The 19773-nt window shown below is 71.6% G+C and carries 19 protein-coding genes and 1 tRNA gene; 7 read left to right on the plus strand and 13 right to left on the minus strand.

All coding sequences use genetic code 11. The features are described from left to right. Nucleotides 1–18 precede the first annotated feature (18 nt). The 4 genes from HNR57_RS08690 to HNR57_RS08705 form a co-directional block, all read right to left on the minus strand. Nucleotides 19–483, minus strand: a complete 465-nt coding sequence (locus HNR57_RS08690; protein ID WP_184558512.1) for a DUF3592 domain-containing protein — start codon at nucleotides 481–483, stop codon at nucleotides 19–21. A gap of 105 nt (nucleotides 484–588) precedes the next feature. Further along, nucleotides 589–1194, minus strand: a complete 606-nt coding sequence (locus HNR57_RS08695; RefSeq protein WP_184558514.1) for a lytic polysaccharide monooxygenase auxiliary activity family 9 protein — start codon at nucleotides 1192–1194, stop codon at nucleotides 589–591. Nucleotides 1195–1295: 101 nt separating this feature from the next. Continuing rightward, nucleotides 1296–2429, minus strand: a complete 1134-nt coding sequence (locus tag HNR57_RS08700; RefSeq protein ID WP_184558516.1) for an SPFH domain-containing protein — start codon at nucleotides 2427–2429, stop codon at nucleotides 1296–1298. An 86-nt stretch (nucleotides 2430–2515) separates the two neighbouring features. Next, nucleotides 2516–3829 carry a peptidoglycan-binding protein gene (locus HNR57_RS08705; RefSeq protein WP_184558518.1) on the minus strand — a complete coding sequence of 438 codons (1314 nt, stop codon included), beginning with the start codon at nucleotides 3827–3829 and terminating at the stop codon, nucleotides 2516–2518. 200 nt (nucleotides 3830–4029) lie between these two features. Between HNR57_RS08705 and HNR57_RS08710 the strand changes: the two genes are divergently transcribed. The 4 genes from HNR57_RS08710 (at nucleotide 4030) to glxA (ending at nucleotide 9167) form a co-directional block, all read left to right on the plus strand. After that, nucleotides 4030–4103 (plus strand) — tRNA-Lys (locus HNR57_RS08710). An 86-nt stretch (nucleotides 4104–4189) separates the two neighbouring features. Continuing rightward, nucleotides 4190–4903 carry a FadR/GntR family transcriptional regulator gene (locus tag HNR57_RS08715; RefSeq protein WP_184558520.1) on the plus strand — a complete coding sequence of 238 codons (714 nt, stop codon included), beginning with the start codon at nucleotides 4190–4192 and terminating at the stop codon, nucleotides 4901–4903. Between the two features lie 326 nt (nucleotides 4904–5229). Then, nucleotides 5230–7230, plus strand: a complete 2001-nt coding sequence (locus HNR57_RS08720) for a glycosyltransferase family 2 protein (RefSeq protein WP_184558522.1) — start codon at nucleotides 5230–5232, stop codon at nucleotides 7228–7230. Then, on the plus strand, nucleotides 7227–9167 hold the full coding sequence (gene glxA, locus HNR57_RS08725; protein WP_184558524.1) for a radical copper oxidase GlxA: 1941 nt from the start codon (nucleotides 7227–7229) through the stop codon (nucleotides 9165–9167). Before HNR57_RS08720 ends, glxA begins: the two co-directional genes overlap by 4 nt. Before the next feature lie 70 nt (nucleotides 9168–9237). Here the strand turns inward: glxA and HNR57_RS08730 are convergent, their stop codons facing one another. The 7 genes from HNR57_RS08730 to HNR57_RS08760 form a co-directional block, all read right to left on the minus strand. Next, nucleotides 9238–10275, minus strand: a complete 1038-nt coding sequence (locus HNR57_RS08730; RefSeq protein ID WP_184558526.1) for a glycoside hydrolase family 6 protein — start codon at nucleotides 10273–10275, stop codon at nucleotides 9238–9240. A gap of 346 nt (nucleotides 10276–10621) precedes the next feature. After that, nucleotides 10622–11299: a class F sortase gene (locus HNR57_RS08735; RefSeq protein ID WP_184558528.1), complete on the minus strand. Its 678-nt coding sequence runs from the start codon at nucleotides 11297–11299 to the stop codon at nucleotides 10622–10624. 2 nt (nucleotides 11300–11301) lie between these two features. Then, a complete protein-coding gene (locus HNR57_RS08740; protein WP_184558530.1) occupies nucleotides 11302–12006 on the minus strand; it encodes a hypothetical protein in 705 nt (234 codons plus the stop codon). 120 nt (nucleotides 12007–12126) lie between these two features. After that, the gene (locus HNR57_RS08745) at nucleotides 12127–12906 is read right to left on the minus strand and encodes an HAD-IIA family hydrolase (protein WP_184558532.1); all 780 of its coding nucleotides are present in this window, start codon (nucleotides 12904–12906) and stop codon (nucleotides 12127–12129) included. A 108-nt stretch (nucleotides 12907–13014) separates the two neighbouring features. Then, nucleotides 13015–13791 (minus strand): LPXTG cell wall anchor domain-containing protein, encoded by a 777-nt coding sequence (locus HNR57_RS08750; protein ID WP_184558534.1) that lies wholly within the window; start codon nucleotides 13789–13791, stop codon nucleotides 13015–13017. A 97-nt stretch (nucleotides 13792–13888) separates the two neighbouring features. Continuing rightward, the gene (locus HNR57_RS08755; RefSeq protein WP_184558536.1) at nucleotides 13889–14035 is read right to left on the minus strand and encodes a hypothetical protein; all 147 of its coding nucleotides are present in this window, start codon (nucleotides 14033–14035) and stop codon (nucleotides 13889–13891) included. Nucleotides 14036–14117: 82 nt separating this feature from the next. Continuing rightward, on the minus strand, nucleotides 14118–15302 hold the full coding sequence (locus HNR57_RS08760) for an ROK family transcriptional regulator (RefSeq protein ID WP_184558903.1): 1185 nt from the start codon (nucleotides 15300–15302) through the stop codon (nucleotides 14118–14120). A gap of 96 nt (nucleotides 15303–15398) precedes the next feature. Here HNR57_RS08760 and HNR57_RS08765 point away from each other — a divergent pair, with 96 nt between their 5' ends. The 3 genes from HNR57_RS08765 (at nucleotide 15399) to HNR57_RS08775 (ending at nucleotide 17940) form a co-directional block, all read left to right on the plus strand. Next, complete coding sequence (locus HNR57_RS08765) at nucleotides 15399–16466, plus strand: Gfo/Idh/MocA family oxidoreductase (protein WP_184558538.1); 1068 nt, start codon at nucleotides 15399–15401, stop codon at nucleotides 16464–16466. Further along, complete coding sequence (locus tag HNR57_RS08770) at nucleotides 16463–16984, plus strand: heme-degrading domain-containing protein (RefSeq protein WP_184558540.1); 522 nt, start codon at nucleotides 16463–16465, stop codon at nucleotides 16982–16984. Before HNR57_RS08765 ends, HNR57_RS08770 begins: the two co-directional genes overlap by 4 nt. Nucleotides 16985–17073: 89 nt before the next feature. Further along, nucleotides 17074–17940 carry an LLM class F420-dependent oxidoreductase gene (locus tag HNR57_RS08775; RefSeq protein WP_184558542.1) on the plus strand — a complete coding sequence of 289 codons (867 nt, stop codon included), beginning with the start codon at nucleotides 17074–17076 and terminating at the stop codon, nucleotides 17938–17940. Nucleotides 17941–17977: 37 nt separating this feature from the next. Here HNR57_RS08775 and HNR57_RS08780 read toward each other — a convergent pair whose 3' ends face one another. Both HNR57_RS08780 and HNR57_RS08785 read right to left on the minus strand, forming a co-directional pair. After that, a complete protein-coding gene (locus HNR57_RS08780) occupies nucleotides 17978–19246 on the minus strand; it encodes a hypothetical protein (RefSeq protein ID WP_184558544.1) in 1269 nt (422 codons plus the stop codon). After that, entirely contained in the window at nucleotides 19243–19773 is a 531-nt protein-coding gene (locus HNR57_RS08785) for a hypothetical protein (protein WP_184558547.1), read from the minus strand. The genes HNR57_RS08780 and HNR57_RS08785 overlap by 4 nt, the downstream gene beginning before the upstream one ends.

Raw genomic sequence — 19773 nt, forward strand, 5'->3', positions numbered from 1 at the left:
GCCGTCAGATGTGGAGCGCTACGGCTGCGGGAAGTCGCCCACGGCGGAGAACATCGCGTACGTCACCGCCATGAACCCGATGGCGAAGAGGATGAACGTGCCGAGGAAGGCGAGCAGGCACCCCGTGCCCGCGACGAGCTTTCCCCGCGCCGGGGGCCTGGCCGTGGCGTGCTCCGGGCGGTCAGCCGGGTAGTGCACGGTGACGATGTCGCCCTCGAGCGTCGTCCCCGGCCCGCCGTGCTCCTCGAAGCGGACGCCGCGGCCGTCGCGCGTGGTGAACTCGTACACGTGGTGCAGAGTGGTGCGCACCGAGCTGTCGCCGCCCCCACTCGTCGTGGTGTACGTCCGCAGACACCGGGCCTCGGCGGTCAGGCCGCTGCTCCAGGCGCGGCTGACCCGCACGGAGCGGCGGATCACCACGACCACGGCACAGGAAGCGACCGCGATCATGAGCGCGGGCACGATGTAGAACAAGGTTTCCATGAGCTCCCCCGAGGCCCTGGGCGGCCTTCGAGCGGCCAGCATGGGAGGAACCTACCCACGCCGGCCGCACCGGTGACTCAAGAGAACCTCAGAGGTACGTAAGGCTCAGAAGGTCACGTCCGAGCAGGCGTAGAACGCGTTGGCCGTGTCGGCGATCGTCCACACGGCCACGATGACGTGACGGCCGCTCAGCCCCGAGGGCAGCCTGCCGCTGTGGGAGAGGGTGGACGGCGGGCGCTGCCCGTTGTACGGCACGGTGAAGAACGGGGTGAGGTTGAGGTCGGACCGGGCCAGGTTGTGGTTCTGGTTCCAGCCCGGCTTGGTGATGTAGTACTTGAAGTCGGTCGTGGCGTGCATCGCGGTGAACTGCCAGCGGAACGTGTAGTTCTGGCCGCCCGTCACCCGGGTGGCGGGCCAGGCGCCGCCGGACGGTGTACGCGGAGCGCTGAGCTGGCCGAAGTGGCCGAGGCCGGCGTTGCAGATCTGCCCGTCGGCCGGGCCGGAGGCCGGGAAGCCCTTCGGGCCCTCGACGCTCTGCGGCTCCCACTGGATCGAGCCGCAGTTGGTCACGGTGCCGTTCTGGCAGAGCTTCTGCCGGCTGATGGGGAGGTCGGTGTAGCCGTGGCCGCTGGCGCCGCCGGAGGAGAGTACGAGGGCTCCGGTCGTGGCCAGTCCCACCGCGGCTGCGGACAACTTGGTCCTTGTACGCATGCTGCCGCTCCTGGAGAACGTGGGGGAAGTTCGGTGAGCCGTGCGTGTAGGTCTAGACCAAGTCTGAGATTATGGCCACTAGTTGAACATGTCCATACCAATCACGGAGCTGATTCTCCGCGGCCCGCGCAGAACGCCACCGTCAGGTCCTTCACCAGCGCCTTCCGCTCGTAGTCGTCGAGTTCGACCAGCCCCCGCACGGTCAGCCGGGTCACCGTGTCCTCCACCGAGTCCACGACCGAGGTGAGCAGGGTCGCCCGCTGCTGGGCGTCCAGCGCGGCCATCCGGCGGCGGTGCATCGCGGCGGCGACCTCGGGGGCGTACTCCACACGGACCGGCTGCACGGAGAACACCTCCAGGCCGACCGGGGCCGCGTCCGCCGCCACCAGCCGGGTCAGCGTCTCGGCCGCCGCGTCCCCGGCTCCCGTCGGCCCGCCCGGCCCGTCCACCGGCACCCGGGCCAGAGCCGCCTCGACGCACTCGCGCAGATACGTCTCGTGGTCCTCGACACCGAGCACGGCCCGGGCGGTGTCCCGCACCCGCCACACCACCAGGACCACCACCCGCAGCGCGACCCCGCCCCCGTCGGCCGCGGGCACGGGCTCGCTGCGCCAGTGCCGCAGCCGTACGTCCACCCGGCGGCGCAGCAGCAGCGGGTTGACCCACAGCAGGCCGGAGCGCCGGACGGTCCCCCGGTAGCGGCCGAACAGGTCCAGCACCCAGGCCCGCCCGGTCCGGCCCCGGGCCAGCCCGCCGAGCCCGAACAGCCCGAGCGCCCCGGCGCCCGCGTACGCCGCCCACTGCGTTAGACCGAGCCCGGCTCCGGCGATCGCGGGCAGCCGCAGCGCCTCGACCGCGAGCGGCGGCAGCACCCCGGCCCACCAGGAGGTGGCCACACACCCGGCCGCACCGCAGGCCCCGGCCAGGACACCGGCCGCGCCGGGCAGCACCCGCGCGGGCCGCTCCGCCAGGTCGGGATCGACCTGCGGCACCGGGCGTTTCGGGGTGACGGCCGGGCGCCCCAGGCGCGGCTGCTCCCCCGTGCCCTGCCTGCGGGCGACGACCGCCGGTTTCAGCGGCACCGTCACCGGGGCGGGGTCGTCGCGGAACAGCAGGTGGACGGGGATCTCGGTGGTGGCCTCGTTCTGGATCAGCCGGGCGGGCCGGGCGGGTCCGTCGGCCGGTCCGTCGGCCGGCCCGTCGGGCTCGGACGTGTGGGAAGTGGTCGTACTCATGCTTGCCTCCAGCCTCCGCGCCAGATGCGTCACAACAGTGGTCGGGTGAGGGACCGCCCGGAGAGGCCCGGGGGCTACCGAGGTCCTTACGAGAAGAGGCGCCGCCAGGTCTCCGGCCCCGGGTAGCCGTCCGCCGCGCCGCCCCGCCAGCCCTGGGTGCGCTGGAATGCCTCGACGGCACGCCGGTCCGCCTCCGTCCAGCGCGGTCCCGGGCCGACCCGGTAGAACCTGCCGAACCCCTTCCGCACGAGCTGCCTGCCCAGCTGGGTCACATAGGCGTTGTCCGCGCCGGGGCGGAACAGCGCCCGCCCCGGGTAGCCGGGGACGCCGTGCGAGGCGGGCGGCGGGCCGACCGCCCCGTCCCTCACGTCCTTGCCCGTGCCGTTGACCAGCAGCTCCCAGGTGTGCGGGCCGGGCAGGCCGTCGGCCTCCGCGCCCGTCCAGCCCTGGGCCTGCTGGAACGCCCGGGTCGCCCGGCGGTCGGCGTCGGTCCAGCGCGGCCCGGGGCCCGACGCGTACGAGCCGCCGGCCCCGCGCGCGACGAGCATCCGGCCGAGCTGTGTGACGTACTTGTTGTTCGCGCCGGGGCCGAAATACGCCGCTCCCGGGTACGGCGTGACGGCCGGGGCGCCCGGCTGGCCGCCGTCCTTCCCGGGGACCGGCTCCTGTGGGGTGACGCCCTTGTAGCGGTAGGGCACGTACCGGTCGGATTCGTTCCAGTAGGCGTACGGGGTGGACTGGCGGCGGGTGTGCGGGCGGGTCAGCTCGTAGGCGGTGTAGTGGGTGTGCGAGGCGTCCGTCCAGCCGCCGAAAATGGTGACGTGCGAACCGTTCGCGGGGTCGGACGCATTGTGGAACAGCAGAATGTCGCCCGGCTGGAGTTCTTCCTTGGAAATCCGCTCCCCGTACTGCGCGAGGCTGCCCGTCCATTCGTTTCCGGGAAGCCGCCAGGCCATCGAGACATAGCCGGAGCAGTCCTGCCGGTAACCGTCGGACCAGTAGGCGTTCATGCTGTACGGCACCTTCGCGGTGACCCAGGTCATGGCCCGGTTGATGATCTCCGTGCGGGTGATGGCGGTGGGCTTGGGGGCGACGGACGGCTTCACGGGCCCGCCGCCGAGGCCGTGCAGCGGGGCCGATCCGCCCTGGGGGTTCCCGGGCTCGTCACCTGTGGAAACGCCCGGCCGGTGGGGAGCGTGCTGGGCGGCCGCGGCCGGTACGGTGTGACCCGCTCCGAGTACGGCGGAGGCCACTGCGGCCAAGCCGACGGCCCGGTGCGCGGCCGGATGGGCGCTGGTCCGGCCGGACCAGGAATACGGCAGAGCACGGCGCCAGTGGACACATCCGGGGCAGTCGCAATCGCTCGCGGGGTCGATTTCCTCGAATACCGGAGACTCCATGCGATTCCCCTCACACTTCCGGCGGAAAATGCGGCGCCCGTGCACCGGAGGGCGCACGTCGTCAGTTTCGCAACTGTCATCCGCACGCGCATGCTGACGGTCCGAATGATGTACGCGGGCGCCTTGCCGGCCCTCTCCCGGCCCCGGGCCGGGTGGTCCGGAGCACCTCCGCACGTCCTGTAGAGTTACGACGTCAGCAGGCGCCGCTAGCTCAGTTGGTTAGAGCAGCTGACTCTTAATCAGCGGGTCCGGGGTTCGAGTCCCTGGCGGCGCACCGACCGGAAGGCCCTTCGCGGAAGCGGGGGGCCTTTTGTATGCCTGTGCACAGCCTGCCGCGGTCTGGCCGGATACCCTCTGGCCATGGCAGCGCGTGACCTACAGGAGCGGATCAAGAAGCTCATCATCGACCGCCGGCTGGCCTCCGGGGCCCCGCTGCCGACCGAGCCCGAGCTGATGGAGTACCTCGGCGCGAGCCGGAACTCGGTGCGGGAGGCACTGAAGGCGCTCCAGGCGATGGGCATCGTGGAGATCCGGCACGGCTTCGGCACCTACGTCGGCCCGATGTCCCTGGCCCCGATGATCGAGGGCCTCGCCTTCCGCACGGTCGCCGGGCACTACCGGGGCGAGGACTCCCTGCTGCAGCTGCTGGAGCTGAGGGAGGCGGTGGAGACGGGCCTGGTGTCCCGGCTCGCCGGCCGGATGCCGGAAGCGGACCTCGTTGAACTGGACGCGCTCGTCGACCGTATGGAAGAGCAGGCCGCGCAGGGAGCCGGCCTCGCCGAGACCGACCGGGCCTTCCACGCCACCCTCTACCGGGGGCTGGACAACGTGCTGCTGTGCGAGGTCCTGGAGGCGTTCTGGGACGCCTTCCACCGGGTCCGCACGGACCTCGGGGGCGAGCCGCAGGACCCGAAGGTGACCTGCCGGCAGCACCGGGAGATCCTCGACGCGGTGCGGTCCGGCGACTCGATGCGGGCGGAGGGGACCATAAGAGAACACTTCGGCAACATCCGCGCCCGCTTGTCCACAACGGCCCCACAGGGTCCCCACACACGTCACAATGAACGCGTTTGACCGGTAACCGCCGTGTTTCGCATCTTGCGATCATGATGAACGCCGTAGAACCCTGGTCATCTGGTTTTACAAGATGCTGCGGGTTCGCGGCAGTTGGGGGGCTTAAGGGCCGGTTGCAGGCTGAGCGGGGGTAGGGGCCCGCGTTCAGGAACCGATGCCGAGGGGGGCATCATGCAACCGGAAGGTCGCGTTGCCGTGTCTATAGGGTGTGGATGACGTGGTGACCGCGATCCACCACTGATACGTCTGTGAAGGTCGAGGGGGACCTGGAGCAGACGGTAAGAAGCTACGAAACACGCGGCTGTCCGCGTGTGGGGGGATGACTCATGACGTCGAGGCCCACGGGTGCCCGGCAGGACCACGACCCGTCCCAGACCACCCAGCTCAGGGTGCCAGGACACCGGATGAGCACAACGGGAACGTTCCGGCGGATCAAGAAGACCCTGCCGAGGTACGACTACGAGCACTACAGCCGGCTCGCGGGTCCCCTCACCCAGCCGGATCCGGGCAAGCCGTACAAGGTGCAGTACCGCTCGCTCATCTCGCAGGAACCGCACCGCATCCGCGTCGCCCTGATGCTGGCCGCCGCCCCGGTGCTGTCCCTGGTGCTGCTGTTCTGGCTCCTCCAGCCCGAGCACTGGACCGAGCGCGACTACCCGGCCTTCGACTGGCTGCCCGCGCTCGACATGGTCATGCTCGTCTCGATCGGCCTGATCGAGTTCTTCCGCTGCATGAACGTGCTGTCGAACGCGCACGCCACCCTGGTGGCCCGCGACCCGATCCCGGTGGTGCCGGAGACCGGCACCAGAGTGGCCTTCCTCACCTCCTTCGTGCCCGGCAAGGAGCCGCTGGAGATGGTGACGAAGACCCTGGAGGCGGCCGTCAAGATCCGCCACCGGGGCCTGATGCACGTGTGGCTGCTCGACGAGGGCGACGACCCGGACGTGAAGGCGGTCTGCGAGCGCCTCGGTGTGCACCACTTCTCCCGCAAGGGCGTCGCGAAGTGGAACCAGCCCAAGGGCCCGCACCGCGCCAAGACCAAGCACGGCAACTACAACGCCTGGCTCGAGGCGCACGGCGACGACTACGACTTCTTCGCCTCGGTCGACACCGACCACATTCCGCTGCCCAACTACCTGGAGCGGATGCTCGGCTTCTTCCGCGACCCGGACGTCGGTTTCGTCATCGGCCCGCAGGTCTACGGCAATTACGACAACCCCATCACCAAGGCCGCCGAGTCGCAGCAGTTCCTCTTCCACGCGCTGATCCAGCGCGCCGGCAACCGCTACGGCTCCCCCATGTTCGTCGGCACCTCCAACGCCGTGCGCATCAAGGCGCTGAAGCAGATCGGCGGTCTGTACGACTCGATCACCGAGGACATGGCGACCGGCTTCGAGATGCACCGCCACAAGAACCCGGCGACGGGGAAGAAGTGGCGCTCGGTGTACACGCCGGACGTGCTCGCGGTCGGTGAGGGCCCCAGCGCCTGGACGGACTTCTTCACCCAGCAGATGCGCTGGTCGCGAGGGACGTACGAGACGATCATCGGGCAGTACTGGAAGGGCTGGTACTCGCTGCCGCCGAGCAAGCTCTTCAACTACACGATGATGATCATCTTCTACCCGATGTCGGCCCTCAACTGGATCCTGGCGGCGCTGAGCTGCTGCCTGTTCCTGGGCCTGGGCGCCTCGGGTGTGAACATCGACCCGGCCGTGTGGCTGATGCTCTACGGCAACGCCTCCGCGCTGCAGATCGGTCTCTACGTCTGGAACCGCCGCCACAACGTCTCGCCGCACGAGCCGGAGGGCTCCGGTGGTGTGGCCGGCATGGTGATGTCCGCGCTGTCGGCGCCGCTGTACGCGAAGGCGCTGATCGACTCCGTGCTGCGGCGCAAGAGCAAGTTCGTGGTCACCCCCAAGGGCGACTCGGCGAGCCCGGACCGCTGGTTCGGCACGTTCCGCTACCACTGGTACTTCATCGCGATCTTCGGTGGCTCGATCGCCGCCGGCTTCGTCTACGGCCACTCCCACCCCGCGATGATCATCTGGGCCACGTTCGCGCTGCTGATCACCGCCTCGCCGATGTTCGCCTGGCGCTGGCAGCTGCGGCAGGACGCGAAGAAGCCCGCCGCCCATGCCGCGGGACAGCCGCAGGACCCTGCCGGGCCGAACCGGACGCAGCCGCTGCCCATCCCGCAGCAGCCGTCGGGTCACACCCCGCAGCAGAAGCCCACGTGGGCCGCAACCCCGGGCGCACACGGGGAGGTCGGGGGAACCGACCAGACCATGCAGATCGCCCTTGGTGGACTTGGGGGACGTAAGGAATGAACGACCGTGCAGGCCGCCGCCGGGCCCGTCGACTCGCGATCGGCACGGCGGTGGTACTCGCGCTGGCCGGGATGAACGGGCCGTGGCTCTACCGCTTCAGCACCGAGAAATACCACCAGTACAAAATCAACAAGCCGGAGTACAAGGCCGCCAACGGCAAGTGGGAGATCATCGATTTCCCCGAGGAGTACCGGCAGAACACCATCCACGCGGCGCTGCTGCGCACCGGCAAGGTGCTGCTCGTCGCGGGGTCGGGCAACGACCAGGACAACTTCGACGCGAAGAAGTTCGACACCCGGATCTGGGACCCGGTCAAGGGCACCATCAAGAAGGTCCCCACACCGGCCGACCTGTTCTGCACCGGCCACACCCAGCTCGCCAACGGCAACCTGCTGATCGCGGGCGGTACCAAGCGCTACGAGAAGCTCAAGGGTGACGTCACCAAGGCCGGCGGCCTGATGATCGTCCACAACGAGAACCCGGACGAGCCGATCACGCTGCCCGCCGGCACGAGGTTCACGGGCAAGCAGAACGGCAAGACCTTCATATCGAAGGACCCGGTGCTGGTGCCGCGCGCGAAGAAGGTCTTCGACAAGGCGACCGGCAAGTTCCTGCGCAACGACCCCGGTCTCGGCCGGATCTACGTCGAGGCGCAGAAGCGGGGCAAGAAGCACGAGACGGGCACGCAGGACAACTACCGCGTGCACGGCCTGAAGGGCGCCGACGCCAAGAACACCTACGGCATCGCGCAGAAGCTCGCCCTCGACAAGAAGGACTTCCAGGGCATCCGGGACGCCTTCGAGTTCGATCCCGTGGCCGAGAAGTACATCAAGGTCGACCCGATGAAGGAGGCCCGCTGGTACCCGACGCTCACCACCCTGAGCGACGGGAAGATCCTCAGCGTCTCCGGCCTCGACGACATAGGCCAGCTGGTCCCGGGCAAGAACGAGATCTTCGACCCGAAGACCAAGAAGTGGACCTACACCGACAAGGTCCGGCAGTTCCCGACCTACCCGGCGCTGTTCCTCATGCAGAACGGCAAGGTCTTCTACTCGGGGTCCAACGCGGGCTACGGGCCGGACGACGTGGGCCGCGAGCCGGGCGTGTGGGACGTGGACACCAACAAGTTCACGAAGATCCCGGGTCTGAGCGACCCCACGCTGATGGAGACGTCGGGCACGGTGCTGCTGCCGCCGGCGCAGGACGAGAAGTACATGGTGGTCGGCGGCGGTGGCGTCGGCGAATCCGAGGAGTCCAGCGAGAAGACGCGGATCGTCGACCTGAAGAAGGCGAACCCGCGCTTCGAGGACGGCCCGTCCATGGACAAGGGCACGCGCTACCCGAACGCCTCGGTGCTGCCCGACGACAGCGTGCTGATCTCCGGCGGTTCGGAGGACTACCGCGGCCGCGGTGACTCCAACATCTTCGAGGCGCGGCTCTACGACACGGAGAAGAACGAGCTCAAGCGGGTCGCCGACCCGCTCGTGGGCCGCAACTACCACTCCGGGTCGATCCTGCTGCCCGACGGGCGCGTGATGTTCTTCGGCTCCGACTCGCTCTACGCCGACGCGGCCAACACCAAGCCGGGCGAGTTCGAGCAGCGCATCGAGATCTACACGCCGCCGTACCTCTACGGGGACGGGGACCGGCCCTCGCTGTCGGGCGGCCCGCAGACCATCGAGCGCGGCGGGACGGGGACGTTCACCTCGTCGGACGCCTCCAGGGTCAAGAAGGTCCGGCTGATCCGGCCGAGCGCCGCCACGCACGTCACCGACGTCGACCAGCGGTCGATCGCCCTGGACTTCAAGGCGTCCGGCGGCAAGCTGACCGTGACCGTGCCGGAGAACCGGAACCTGGTCCAGGCGGGCTGGTACATGATGTTCGTGACGGACGCCGACGGGACCCCGAGCAAGGCGCAGTGGGTCAAGGTGCCCTGACAGGCAACCGGAAAGGGGCGCTCTCCGCGAGGAGAGCGCCCCTTTCCCATGGGCCGGTGAGGACCGGTCGTCAGCCGGTGGCCTTCGCCAGCTTCAGGGCGTAGTCCGCCCACCACTGGCCCGCCTTGGGTCCGCCCTTGCACTCACCGTCCGACTCGCCCGGCCGCTTCACCCACAGGTACGCGTCGACCAACGGGTCCGCCGTCTTCGTCGTCGGGGTCTCCCCCAGGGAGCGGCCCGGCGGGTTGCACCAGCGCTCGTCGGGCTTGCCGTCGGTGTAGGGGCCCTTGCCGTTGCGGCTGGTGTCGATGACGAAGTGCTTGCCGCCGACCTTGGCGGAGAGCCGCTTGCCGTAGGCGATGGAGTCCTCGGTGGAGTAGAAGTTGGAGACGTTGACCGAGAAGCCGTCGGCCTGTGCGATGCCCGCGCGGTTCAGCGGTTCGAAGATCTGGTCGGGGTTCTGCCAGCCGGCGTTGCCCGCGTCGAGGTAGACCTTCGTGTTCTTCAGGGACTTCAGCTTGGTGACGGCGCCCTTGAGGAGGTCGTAGCGCTCCTCGTGGAACTGCTCGGGCGTGCAGCCGTCGACGAGGTGGAGCAGCGCGTCCGGTTCCAGGACGACGGTGGCGGGCCGGTCTCCGATGCCGGCGGCCACGCCGTCGACCCAGTCGCGGTAGGCGTCGCCGTCGGCGGCACCGCCCTGCGAGTACTGGCCGCAGTCGCGGTGCGGGATGTTGTAGAGGACCAGCAGGGCCGTGCGGCCGGCCTTGTCTGCGGCTTCGGTGAAGCCCCGGGTCTGCTGCTGCGGATCGTCCGGGCCGACCCATTCGGCGACCGGCTGCTCGGCGATCTTGCGGATCTGCTCGGCTTCCTGCTTCTTGCCCGACTTCTCCAGGTCGGCGACCTGCTGGGCCGCGGTCCCGTCCGGATTTACCCAGAACGGGGCTTTTTCCTTGGGCTGTTGGGTGATCCCGGCGCCCGCGTCGGCGGGCTCGTCCGTTCCGTCTCCTCCGTCGGAGGAGGAACACCCCGTCATCAGCAGTGCCGCCCCCAGCACCACTGCGGACATCCGCCTCCCGGCGGACACCCCGGCCCCCCTGCTGCCGTACATCCAACTCCCCCTTGGGTGCAGCGTGACAAGTCTCAATCCTGACATACGTCCCGTGGCACCCACGAGGCGAACCCCACCTGCGCGGATGACGCAGCGCCACCGTGCCGGGACTTGGCGTTATCCGACCCCTAGGCCGGGACGGCCCTTTGGTTCTAGAGTCTTCTCAGCACGTGCCCGGCCTTCGGCCAGAGATTCACCCACCGTGGCTCCCGTGGCCTCCCGCGCAGCTCGCCGGGTTACTCCCGCAGCCCGTGCGCGCGCGGTCGAGGACCGGCCCGGTCGGCGGCTTCAGGGGGAGCGGGTCGTCGACCGGGTTGGGTGGCCGCAGCGGGCCCCGCCGCGGCCGTCAGAGTCCGGTTCCCGTCAGATACGCCGAGACGACCACGTTCGCCGTGTAGCTGCGGGTCGTACGGTCGAAGCTGCCGCCGCAGGTGACCAGCCGGAGTTCGGCCCGCCCCGACTCGCGGGGCCCGTAGGCCTGGTGGGCGTCGAAGCGGTCGCGGGTGAGGACCTGGACGGACTCGACGGTGAACTCCGCCACCTTGGCGTCGGCCCGCAGCACCCGGATCGTCTGGCCGGGCCGCATGGCACTGACCTTGTAGAAGACGGCGGGCCGGGCGTCGGTGTCGACATGCCCGACCATCAGCGCGGTGCCGGGCGCCCCGGGCGCGACCCCGCCGGCGTACCAGCCGACCACGCCCGGCTGGTCGTACGGCGGCGGGTCGAGCGCCCCTTGGGCGTCGAGGCCGCGTGCCACCACGGGGGCCTGGACGCCGAGCCCGGGGATGTCGACGCGCTGCGGCAGCGCGTCCCCCAGCGGGCGGTGCTCCGGCGGCAGCTTGATGTCCGGGGGCCGGCCGGCCGCCGCCATGTCGCCCGTGGCGGGGGCGGAGATGCCGTGCCGCATCTCGGTGACCTCGCGGCCCCACAGCCACAGCCCGAGCAGCAGCACGACCCAGGCCATACCGGTCAGCAGGCGGCCGGTGCCGGAGAAGCGTCCCTCCATGTGATCGCGATCCCGCATGGTCAGTCCGTCCCGCGGCCCCGGCGGACACCGCGCCGCAGCACGACGATCACCGCGGCGGCCACACCCGCGAGCACCAGTCCGGTCATCCCCTGCGCGGCACCGGGACCGGCGCCGCGCTCCTCGGCGGCGATGAGCTCGGCGGCACCGCCACCGCCCGCCCGGACGGGGGCGACGGGCGAGGCCGGCGCACCGGGCCGGTGAGAGGGGAACGCCTCCGGGTCACCGCCGGGAGCGGAGGGCTGCCCGCCCCCTTCCGGCGCGGGCTGCTGTCCGCCCTTGTCGGGCGCGGGCTGATGTCCGACGTCACCGTGTGCGGGCTGCTGCCCACCGGCCGGCACGGGGAGCGATGCGGCCCCGGGCCGCGCCGCCTCGCCGTCCCGGACGGTGAGGGTGCCGGTCCGCGTCGTGGTCCCGCAGGTGACCCGCACGGCGTACGAACCCGCCTCGATCGTGGAGCGGACGCGGCTCTCACCGGCGAGCTCGCCCGCTCCGGTGACGGTGAGCCGGGCGTTCGCGACGAACGCGGCCGAGGCGGCCGTGGCCGTTCGCTGGGCGCAGCCGGTCACGTGGAGTGTGACGTCACTGCCGGGGGCGGGGATCGCCGGGGTCGCCGAGACGCTCCCCTCGTCCGCCGCGTACGCCGCCGGGGCGAGGGCGACGGCGGCCAAGACGCTCGTACAGACAGTGACTCTCAGGGAACCCATCGTGAACCTCCAGATGCCTGGAGCCTCCCCCGCGCGGTGGGCCGCCGCATCCTCAGGGACGCGGCGGCTGCTCCGTACGGGTGACGACGGGTTTGAGCCCCCGGGTGCCTCCGCCCGGGCTCAGACCCGGTCGACGAGGTCCGCGATCGAGTCCACGACCTGTGACGGCCGGTACGGGAAGTCCTCGACCTGCTCGGGCCGGGTCAGCCCGGTGAGCACCAGGAACGTCTGCATCCCGGCCTCCATGCCGGCCAGCACGTCGGTGTCCATGCGGTCGCCGATCATCGCGCTGGTCTCGGAATGCGCCCCGATGGCGTTCAGCCCGGTCCGCATCATCAGCGGGTTCGGCTTGCCCGCGAAATACGGCTTCTTGCCGGTCGCCTGGGTGATCAGGGCGGCCACCGCGCCGGTCGCGGGCAGCGGCCCCTCGGTGGAGGGGCCCGTCTCGTCCGGGTTGGTGCAGATGAACCGGGCGCCGCCGAGGATGAGCCGCACCGCCTTGGTCATGGCCTCGAAGGAGTACGTGCGGGTCTCTCCGAGGACGACGTAGTCCGGCTCGTGGTCGGTGAGGATGTAGCCGATGTCGTGCAGCGCGGTGGTCAGGCCGGCTTCGCCGATGACGTACGCCGAGCCGCCCGGCCGCTGGTCGTCCAGGAACTGGGCGGTGGCCAGGGCCGAGGTCCAGATGCTCTCGATCGGCACCTCCAGGCCCATGCGGCGCAGCCGGGCGTGCAGGTCGCGCGGGGTGTACATCGAGTTGTTGGTGAGGACCAGGAAGGGCCTCCCGGACTCGCGCAGCTTCTTCAGGAAGGCGTCGGCGCCGGGGATCGGTACGCCCTCGTGGATGAGCACACCGTCCATGTCGGTGAGCCACGACTCGATGGGCTTGCGGTCTGCCATGTGCGGGATCTCCTGCCGTACGCGGTCCAGCCTGCGACCCAGCCTAGACAGTGGCGGGATCTTGCGGAATGGCCCGCGTGCGGCGTCCCGACTGGCGGGACGTCCTGATCAGCGACGGCGGCGGGCGATGAGCAGTACGCCACCGCCGGTCAGCAGCAGGGCCGCCACGGCGGCGACCTGCGTGCCGGTGCCCGTCCGGGCCAGTTCCTCCGCGAAGGGGAACCGGTCCTCGCGGGGCGGTACGGAGGCATCGGGGTCGGGGTCGGGGTCGGTCCGGGGTTCCTTACCCGGGTCGGTGCCGGTCCCCCCGTCACCGCCGTCGATCGCGAACCGGTAGTCGTTCGACTGCCCGACCCAGTCGCCGTCGTCGTCGTGCCGCTGCACCACCGCGGCGTTGGCCGTGACGCCGTTGGGCACGGCGTCCGAGGTGAGGGAGAGCCGCACCTTCACGGTGACGGTGTCGCCCGGTGCGACGGTGAACCCGGCGAAGCCGCCCTCCGCGTCGGCGAACGCCCCGACGAGCTCGTCCTCGCCGGTCTTCTCGAAGCGCACGGGGTGGGCGTTCTCCCCCTCGAAGAACTCCAGGCGGGGCTGGGACGGCTCCAGCGCCCGCTTGTCGTCGACGAGTACGACGACGGGGTGGATGCCGGAGCAGGTCCGGTCGGTCGTGTTGGTCAGGTCGACGGACCAGGTTCCGAACCCGCCGCCGGCCGTGTAGGAGTCCGGTCCGCCGTGGATGCGGGTGGTGAGCGGGAAGGTGTGGTCGTCGGGCGCGGCGCAGGCGGGCGCCGGGGCGTCCGCGTGCGCCGGATGAGCACCGGGGAGCAGGGCGGCGGCCGCCGCTGCCGCCGCCAGGCAGAGGTGAGCGGGCGTGCAGAGTCGCATGATGATGTGACATTCCGACGGGCGAGGGCCGTGAGACGGCGCGGGCGCTAACCATCCCCGAACGGCGGCGCGAATCCGCCCGGTCGGCGGACACCCTCTACCGGCGCCCGAGGGCTTTCGCGCGGGTGTGGGCCCAGCCCGCGAGGAGGACGCCGACGGCGGTGAGGCCCGCGTAGGTCACCAGCAGCGGGACGAAATCTGCCCGGCCGGGACCGCCGGGCATCGATCGTCGGCGTCCGGACATCAGCCGAGCACCGCGACCTGAGACCGGCACCGGCTCCTGCTCAGCCAGCGCATCCTGCCCGAGCCGCTCCCCACCCCGCGTTTCAGACGCCCCCACGCCCGAACACCGGTCCCAGCACCAGCTCGGCCGCCCCCACTGCCACGGCCCCGCCGCCTCCGGCCGCGACGCGCACCGGTACGGCGTCCTGGCCCGTGCGCCGGGCCCAGGCCGCCAGCACCGCGCCGACCCCGTCCGTGAAGGCCTCCGGTGCCGCCGCCACCGTCCGGCCGCCGAGCAGGAGGACGTCGATGTCGAGCAGCCCCACGAGGTTCGCCGCCCCGGCCCCCAGGACCCGTGCCGCCTCCCGCAGATCACCGCGGGCGACCGCACCGAGGCACAGGGCCTCGACACAGCCCCGGTTCCCGCAGGTGCAGGGCGGGCCGTCGAGCTGGATCACCTGGTGGCCGAACTCCCCGGCCCCGGTCCTGGCACCCCGGTGCAGGCTGCCGCCGATGACCAGTCCGGCCCCCAGTCCCGTGCCGAGGTGCAGGTAGGCGAAGGAGCCGCCCTCGCCCCCAGCGGCCAGGCCCACCGCGGCCGCGTTGGTGTCCTTGTCGACCACGACCGGCACGCCGAGCCGCTCCGCCAGCGCCTCCCGCAGCGGAAAGCCGTCCCACTCGGGAAACCCGGTCACCCGGTGCAGCACCCCCCGGGCGTGATCGAGCGGGCCGGGCAGCGCGACCCCGACACCCAGCAGGGCGGGACCGAGCCGCGCCGGGCCCGGCAGGGAACCGCCCCCGACCGCCCCCGGTCGGGAGTCCCGATCCGCCCCGGCCGCCGTCACCCCCGTCACCGTCTCCCGCACCGCTCCCAGCACAGCCCCCGCCCCCGCCCCCAGGTCCAGCGCGGCCCGCCGCTCCCCCACCACCGTGCCCCGCAGGTCCACGAGCACGGCCCGGACCTCGTCCCGGTCCAGGTGGACGCCGACCGCGTGCCCGGCTTCCGGCACCAGGCGGAGCACCGTACGCGGCTTGCCCCCGGTCGACGCCCGGCGTCCCGCCTCCGCCGCGAGGCCGTCCTCCCGCAGGCGTGCCGTGATCTTGCTGACCGCCTGGGGGGTGAGCCCGGTGCGCTCGGCGAGTTCGAGCCGGCTGATGCCCTCGTCCCCGGCCGTCCGCAGCAGGTCGAGCACCAGCGCGGCGTTGTGGCTGCGCAGGGCGAGCAGGTTCACCCCGCCACCACCCGGCCCGACCGGACCCGCCGTGCCCGCGCCTCCGGCCCCGCGCATGCCGCCCACTCCGCCCGTACGGTCGTCCGCCCTGTTCACGCCCCCCATTGTCCCCGGCGCTTGCACTTTGGCAACAGCGTTGCGAAAGTGGGTGCCATGACTGGCACACCCCTCCGCGTCGGCCTCGTCGGCTACGGCCTCGCCGGCTCCGTCTTCCACGCACCGCTGATCGCCGCCACGGAGGGCCTCGCCCTCGACACGGTGGTCACCTCGAACCCGGAACGGCGGCAGCAGGCCCGCGCCGAGTTCCCGGACGTACGCCTCGCCGCCACACCGGACGAGCTGTTCGCCCGGGCCGCCGAGCTGGACCTGATCGTCGTGGCGTCCCCGAACAAGACGCACGTGCCGCTCGCGACGACCGCGCTGAAGGCCGGCCTGCCGGTCGTCGTCGACAAGCCCGTCGCCGGCACCGCGGCCGAGGCCCGCGAGCTGGCCGCCCTGGCCGAGGAGCGCGAGCTGCTCCTCTCCGTCTTCCAGAACCGCCGCTGGGACAACGACTTCCTCACCCTGCGCAAGCTGCTGTCCGAGGGCGAGCTGGGCGACGTCTGGCGGTTCGAGTCCCGCTTCGAGCGCTGGCGTCCGAAGCCGAAGGGCGGCTGGCGCGAGTCCGGCGACCCCGCAGAGATCGGAGGTCTGCTCTACGACCTCGGCAGCCATGTCGTGGACCAGGCCCTGGTCCTCTTCGGCCCGGCGGCCTCCGTCTACGCGGAGACGGACATCCGCCGCCCGGGCGCCGAGACGGACGACGACACGTTCATCGCCATCACGCACACCGGCGGCGTCCGCTCCCACCTCTACGTCTCCGCGACGACCGCCCAGCTCGGCCCCCGCTTCCGCGTCCTGGGCTCCACCGCCGGTTACGTCAAGTACGGCCTCGACCCGCAGGAGGCGGCGCTCCGGGACGGCCTGCGTCCCGGCCCCGGCTGGGGTGCGGAGCCCGAGTCGCTGTGGGGCCGCGTCGGCTCCGGCGAGTCCCCGGTCACCGGTGGCGGCCGCTGCGAACCCACCCTCCCGGGCGACTACCCGGCTTACTATGCGGCCGTGGCGAAGGCCCTGCTGGAGGGCGCGCCGAACCCGGTGACCGCGCGGGAGGCGGCCGCCGCCCTGGACGTACTGGAGGCCGCCCGTCGTTCGGCCCGCGAGAAGGTGACGGTGACGCTGTGACCCACAAGAGCAACCCCTCCCACAGCCAGGGGCTCACCCCGAAGTTCCACCCCGAGCTCACCCCGAGCCTGGAGGAGCTGGAGAAGCAGGAACGCCACCTGGTGTTCCGCCAGTTCACGCACGACGACGCCTGGGCGCTCGGCTCGCTCCTCGTGGAGCTGGCCCGGGAGCGGCAGGCCCCGGTCGCCATCGACATCCACCGCACCGGCCAGCAGCTCTTCCACGCGGCCCTGCCGGGCTCCACCCCGGACAACGACGCCTGGATCGCCCGCAAGCGCCGAGTCGTCGAGCGTTACGGCTCCGCCTCCTACCTGGTGGGCGCCCGCTTCCGCGCCAAGGGCAGCACGTTCGAGGAGTCCTCGCGCCTCGACCCCGACACCTACGCGGCCCATGGCGGCTCGTTCCCGATCACCGTCGAGGGCGTGGGCGTCATCGGCGCGGTGACGGTGTCCGGGCTGCCGCAACTCCAGGACCACCGGCTGGTGGTGGAGGCCCTGGAGCGGTTCCTGGACCGCTGACTCCGATCCCGGAATGAGCGGGGACCCCCTCCGGTTGGCACCTGCGTAAGCGTGATCGAACGCGCCGCCCACCGGAGGGACCCCACCCCATGACCACCCCCCTGAAGGAGACCGTCGGCCGGTACGGCATCTGGAGCGTAGGCCTGCGCTCGGAGGACCCGGACCGGCGCGGCGAACTCGCCGAGGCCGCCGCCGAACTGGAGGAACTCGGCTACGGCGCCGTCTGGCTGGGCGGCAACAGCTCCGCCGCCAACGCCGCCCCGCTGATCGAGGCGACCTCGACGCTCACGGTCGGCACCAGCATCCAGAGCATCTGGCAGCACGAGCCGGACGCCGCCGCCACGGCCTTCGCGGAACTGGAGAAGGCCCATCCCGGGCGTTTCCTGCTGGGTCTCGGGGTGAGCCACGCCAAGCGGGTGGAGCAGTACGCCCGGCCCTACTCGGCGCTGGTCGGCCACCTCGACGGCCTGGACGCCGCCGGAGTTCCGGCGGACCGCCGTCTCCTGGCCGCCCTGGGCCCGAAGTCGCTGCGGCTGGCCCGCGACCGGGCGGCGGGCTCGATCCCGTACCTGGTCACTCCGGAACACACGGCGCACGCCCGCGAGATCCTGGGCGAAGCCCCGCTGCTCGCGCCGGAGCTGGGTGTCGTCCCGGAGACGGACCCGGCCCGCGCCCGCGCCCTGGCCCGCGAGTTCCTGGAGATCTACCTCCCCCTGCCGAACTACACCAACAACTTCCTCCGGCACGGCTTCACCGAGGACGACCTGAAGGACGGCGGCAGCGACCGCCTGGTCGACGCGCTGTTCGCCTGGGGCGACGACACGGCGATCCGCACGAAGATCGACGCCTTCTTCGAGGCGGGCGCGGACCACATCGCCCTCCAGGTCCTGACCGGCGAGCCCCGCGACGCCCTCCCGAGGAAGGCGTGGCGCGACCTGGCGGCCCTGCTCGCCTGAGCCGTCTTCCCTCAAGGGCACTCCGGCAGGGCTCGGTTCAGATCAGGGCCCTGGCGGTCAGAACGGCCGAGCACACCGCGGCGCCGGCCGGCCACAGCAGCCACCTGCGGCGGCCGTCGGCGACAGCGGCGGCGACCAGGACCTCCGCGATGGCGGCCATGGCGGCCGCCGCGCCCAGATACACGCCGCGGCTGCTGGCCAGCTCAGCGAAGGACACCTGGCGCTTCTGCTCCTTCCGAAGGTCCGACAGGTGTCCGGGATCCTCGGCCAGCATCGTCGCCGTCGCGGCGTCGACGCGGTCGGCGCGCCTGGGAGGACGCCCCATGTACTCGGCGATCTCACGCACCCGCTCCGCGGCCCGGGTCTCGACCGCGGCCACCACGCGCTCGTGCCGTGCCTGACCGGGTGTGATCCCGGTTTCCAGCGAGGCGCGTTCGCGGGCCATCGCCCGCAGCTCGGTGAGCTCTGCCGTTCGCCGGCCCTCTGCGAGGAATGCCGTGCGCTGACCGAGGGCCAGAGCAGCGGTACCCAGCTGGGTGGCCTTGCGGGCCGCCTCCGCCTGGGCCCGCTGTTCGCCGCCGGCCGCGTAGACGGCGCTGAGAGGGAGCACCATCAGCAGGACGACGACGAACAGCTGGAGCAGCGGGGCGAGGCGGCTCTCCCCGGAGCGCGTGAGGGCCGGCTGAGGGAGGAGCTGCACATTCCTGATCACACGCCGGCGGTCCGGCCCCGGTGGTCTGCGCAGGGCGCGCGGCCGCAGCACGTTCGCGGCGGCCACCCCGGCGATGACGGCCGCGACGGCGAGCACGGCGAAGCCGAGTCCCCAGATGACCCATGTGTCCCCGGACCGCATCGTCGCCTCCGGCGCGAGGCCGTAGCGCCCTGGCTTGTCCCTTTGCAGGTCGGCGAGTCGGCGGGGCAGGTCGTAGCCGAGTTCCCGGTGCCGGTAGGCGTCGTGCAGGGGGCTCCCTGAACGGGCGGTGCTGCGCAGGGCGAACGCGGTCTGGGCGGCGATCTCGTACTCCGACGCGGCGGTCCTTCCCTCGTGGCGGACCGGTCTGAGCGCGTCGGCGCGCGCCGAGGCCGCGGCCACCTCGAACGCCAGGCGCGCGTCCTCCGCGTAGACCGTGCGCACATCGTCCAGCAGGGTCTCCTGACGCGTGATCTCCTGACGCACCGCGTCCTGGTACGTCCCGGAGGCCTCGCTGAACGCCAACGCGGACAGGAGGGTCGCCACGGTGATGACGGCGAGCAGGACGATCTGGACCCGGACGCGGAGGGCGAACCGCGAGGTCGACGGGTTCACGGCGACCGCCGCTCGTACGTGACCCTCAGCCCCTTCCGGTCGGTGAGAGCGAGGGCGTCGCCCGTCACCTCCCACGTGTGACGCTGAGGGGTGCGCGCGGCGGGCCTGGCCGAGTAGTCGCCTTCCGGATCGCCCGGGTCCCGGCGGGACGTCTCGGCTCTCCCGGGCGTCAGGACGAGCAGCGCCCCTCGGACCCGTGCCGTGCCTTCCGAGGTGTGAGTGACCTGGACGACGCCGTCCGGGGAGTCGTACGCGAGGACGCCCGTGAAGGTGTAGCCGCCGTCGGCCCGGAAGCGGTACGTGAGGCCGGCATCACTGTCCTTGGAGTCGCTCCGCCACGTCCCGACGAGGGCCTGGGGAAGCACCTGTTCAGGCGGATCGGCATGCGAGGTGCTCGGCGCCCGAGTGGGTGAGGCCGTACGGGGCGTGGGCCCTGGGCCGGGCGGTTCGCCTGGTGAGGCGCAGGCCGTGACGCCCATGAGCAGGGTGACGAGGAGCAGTGAGCGGAGGGCGCCGGTGGCAGCCAT

This window comes from Streptomyces paradoxus (genome assembly GCF_014202475.1).
GTDB classification, from domain to species: domain Bacteria; phylum Actinomycetota; class Actinomycetes; order Streptomycetales; family Streptomycetaceae; genus Streptomyces; species Streptomyces paradoxus.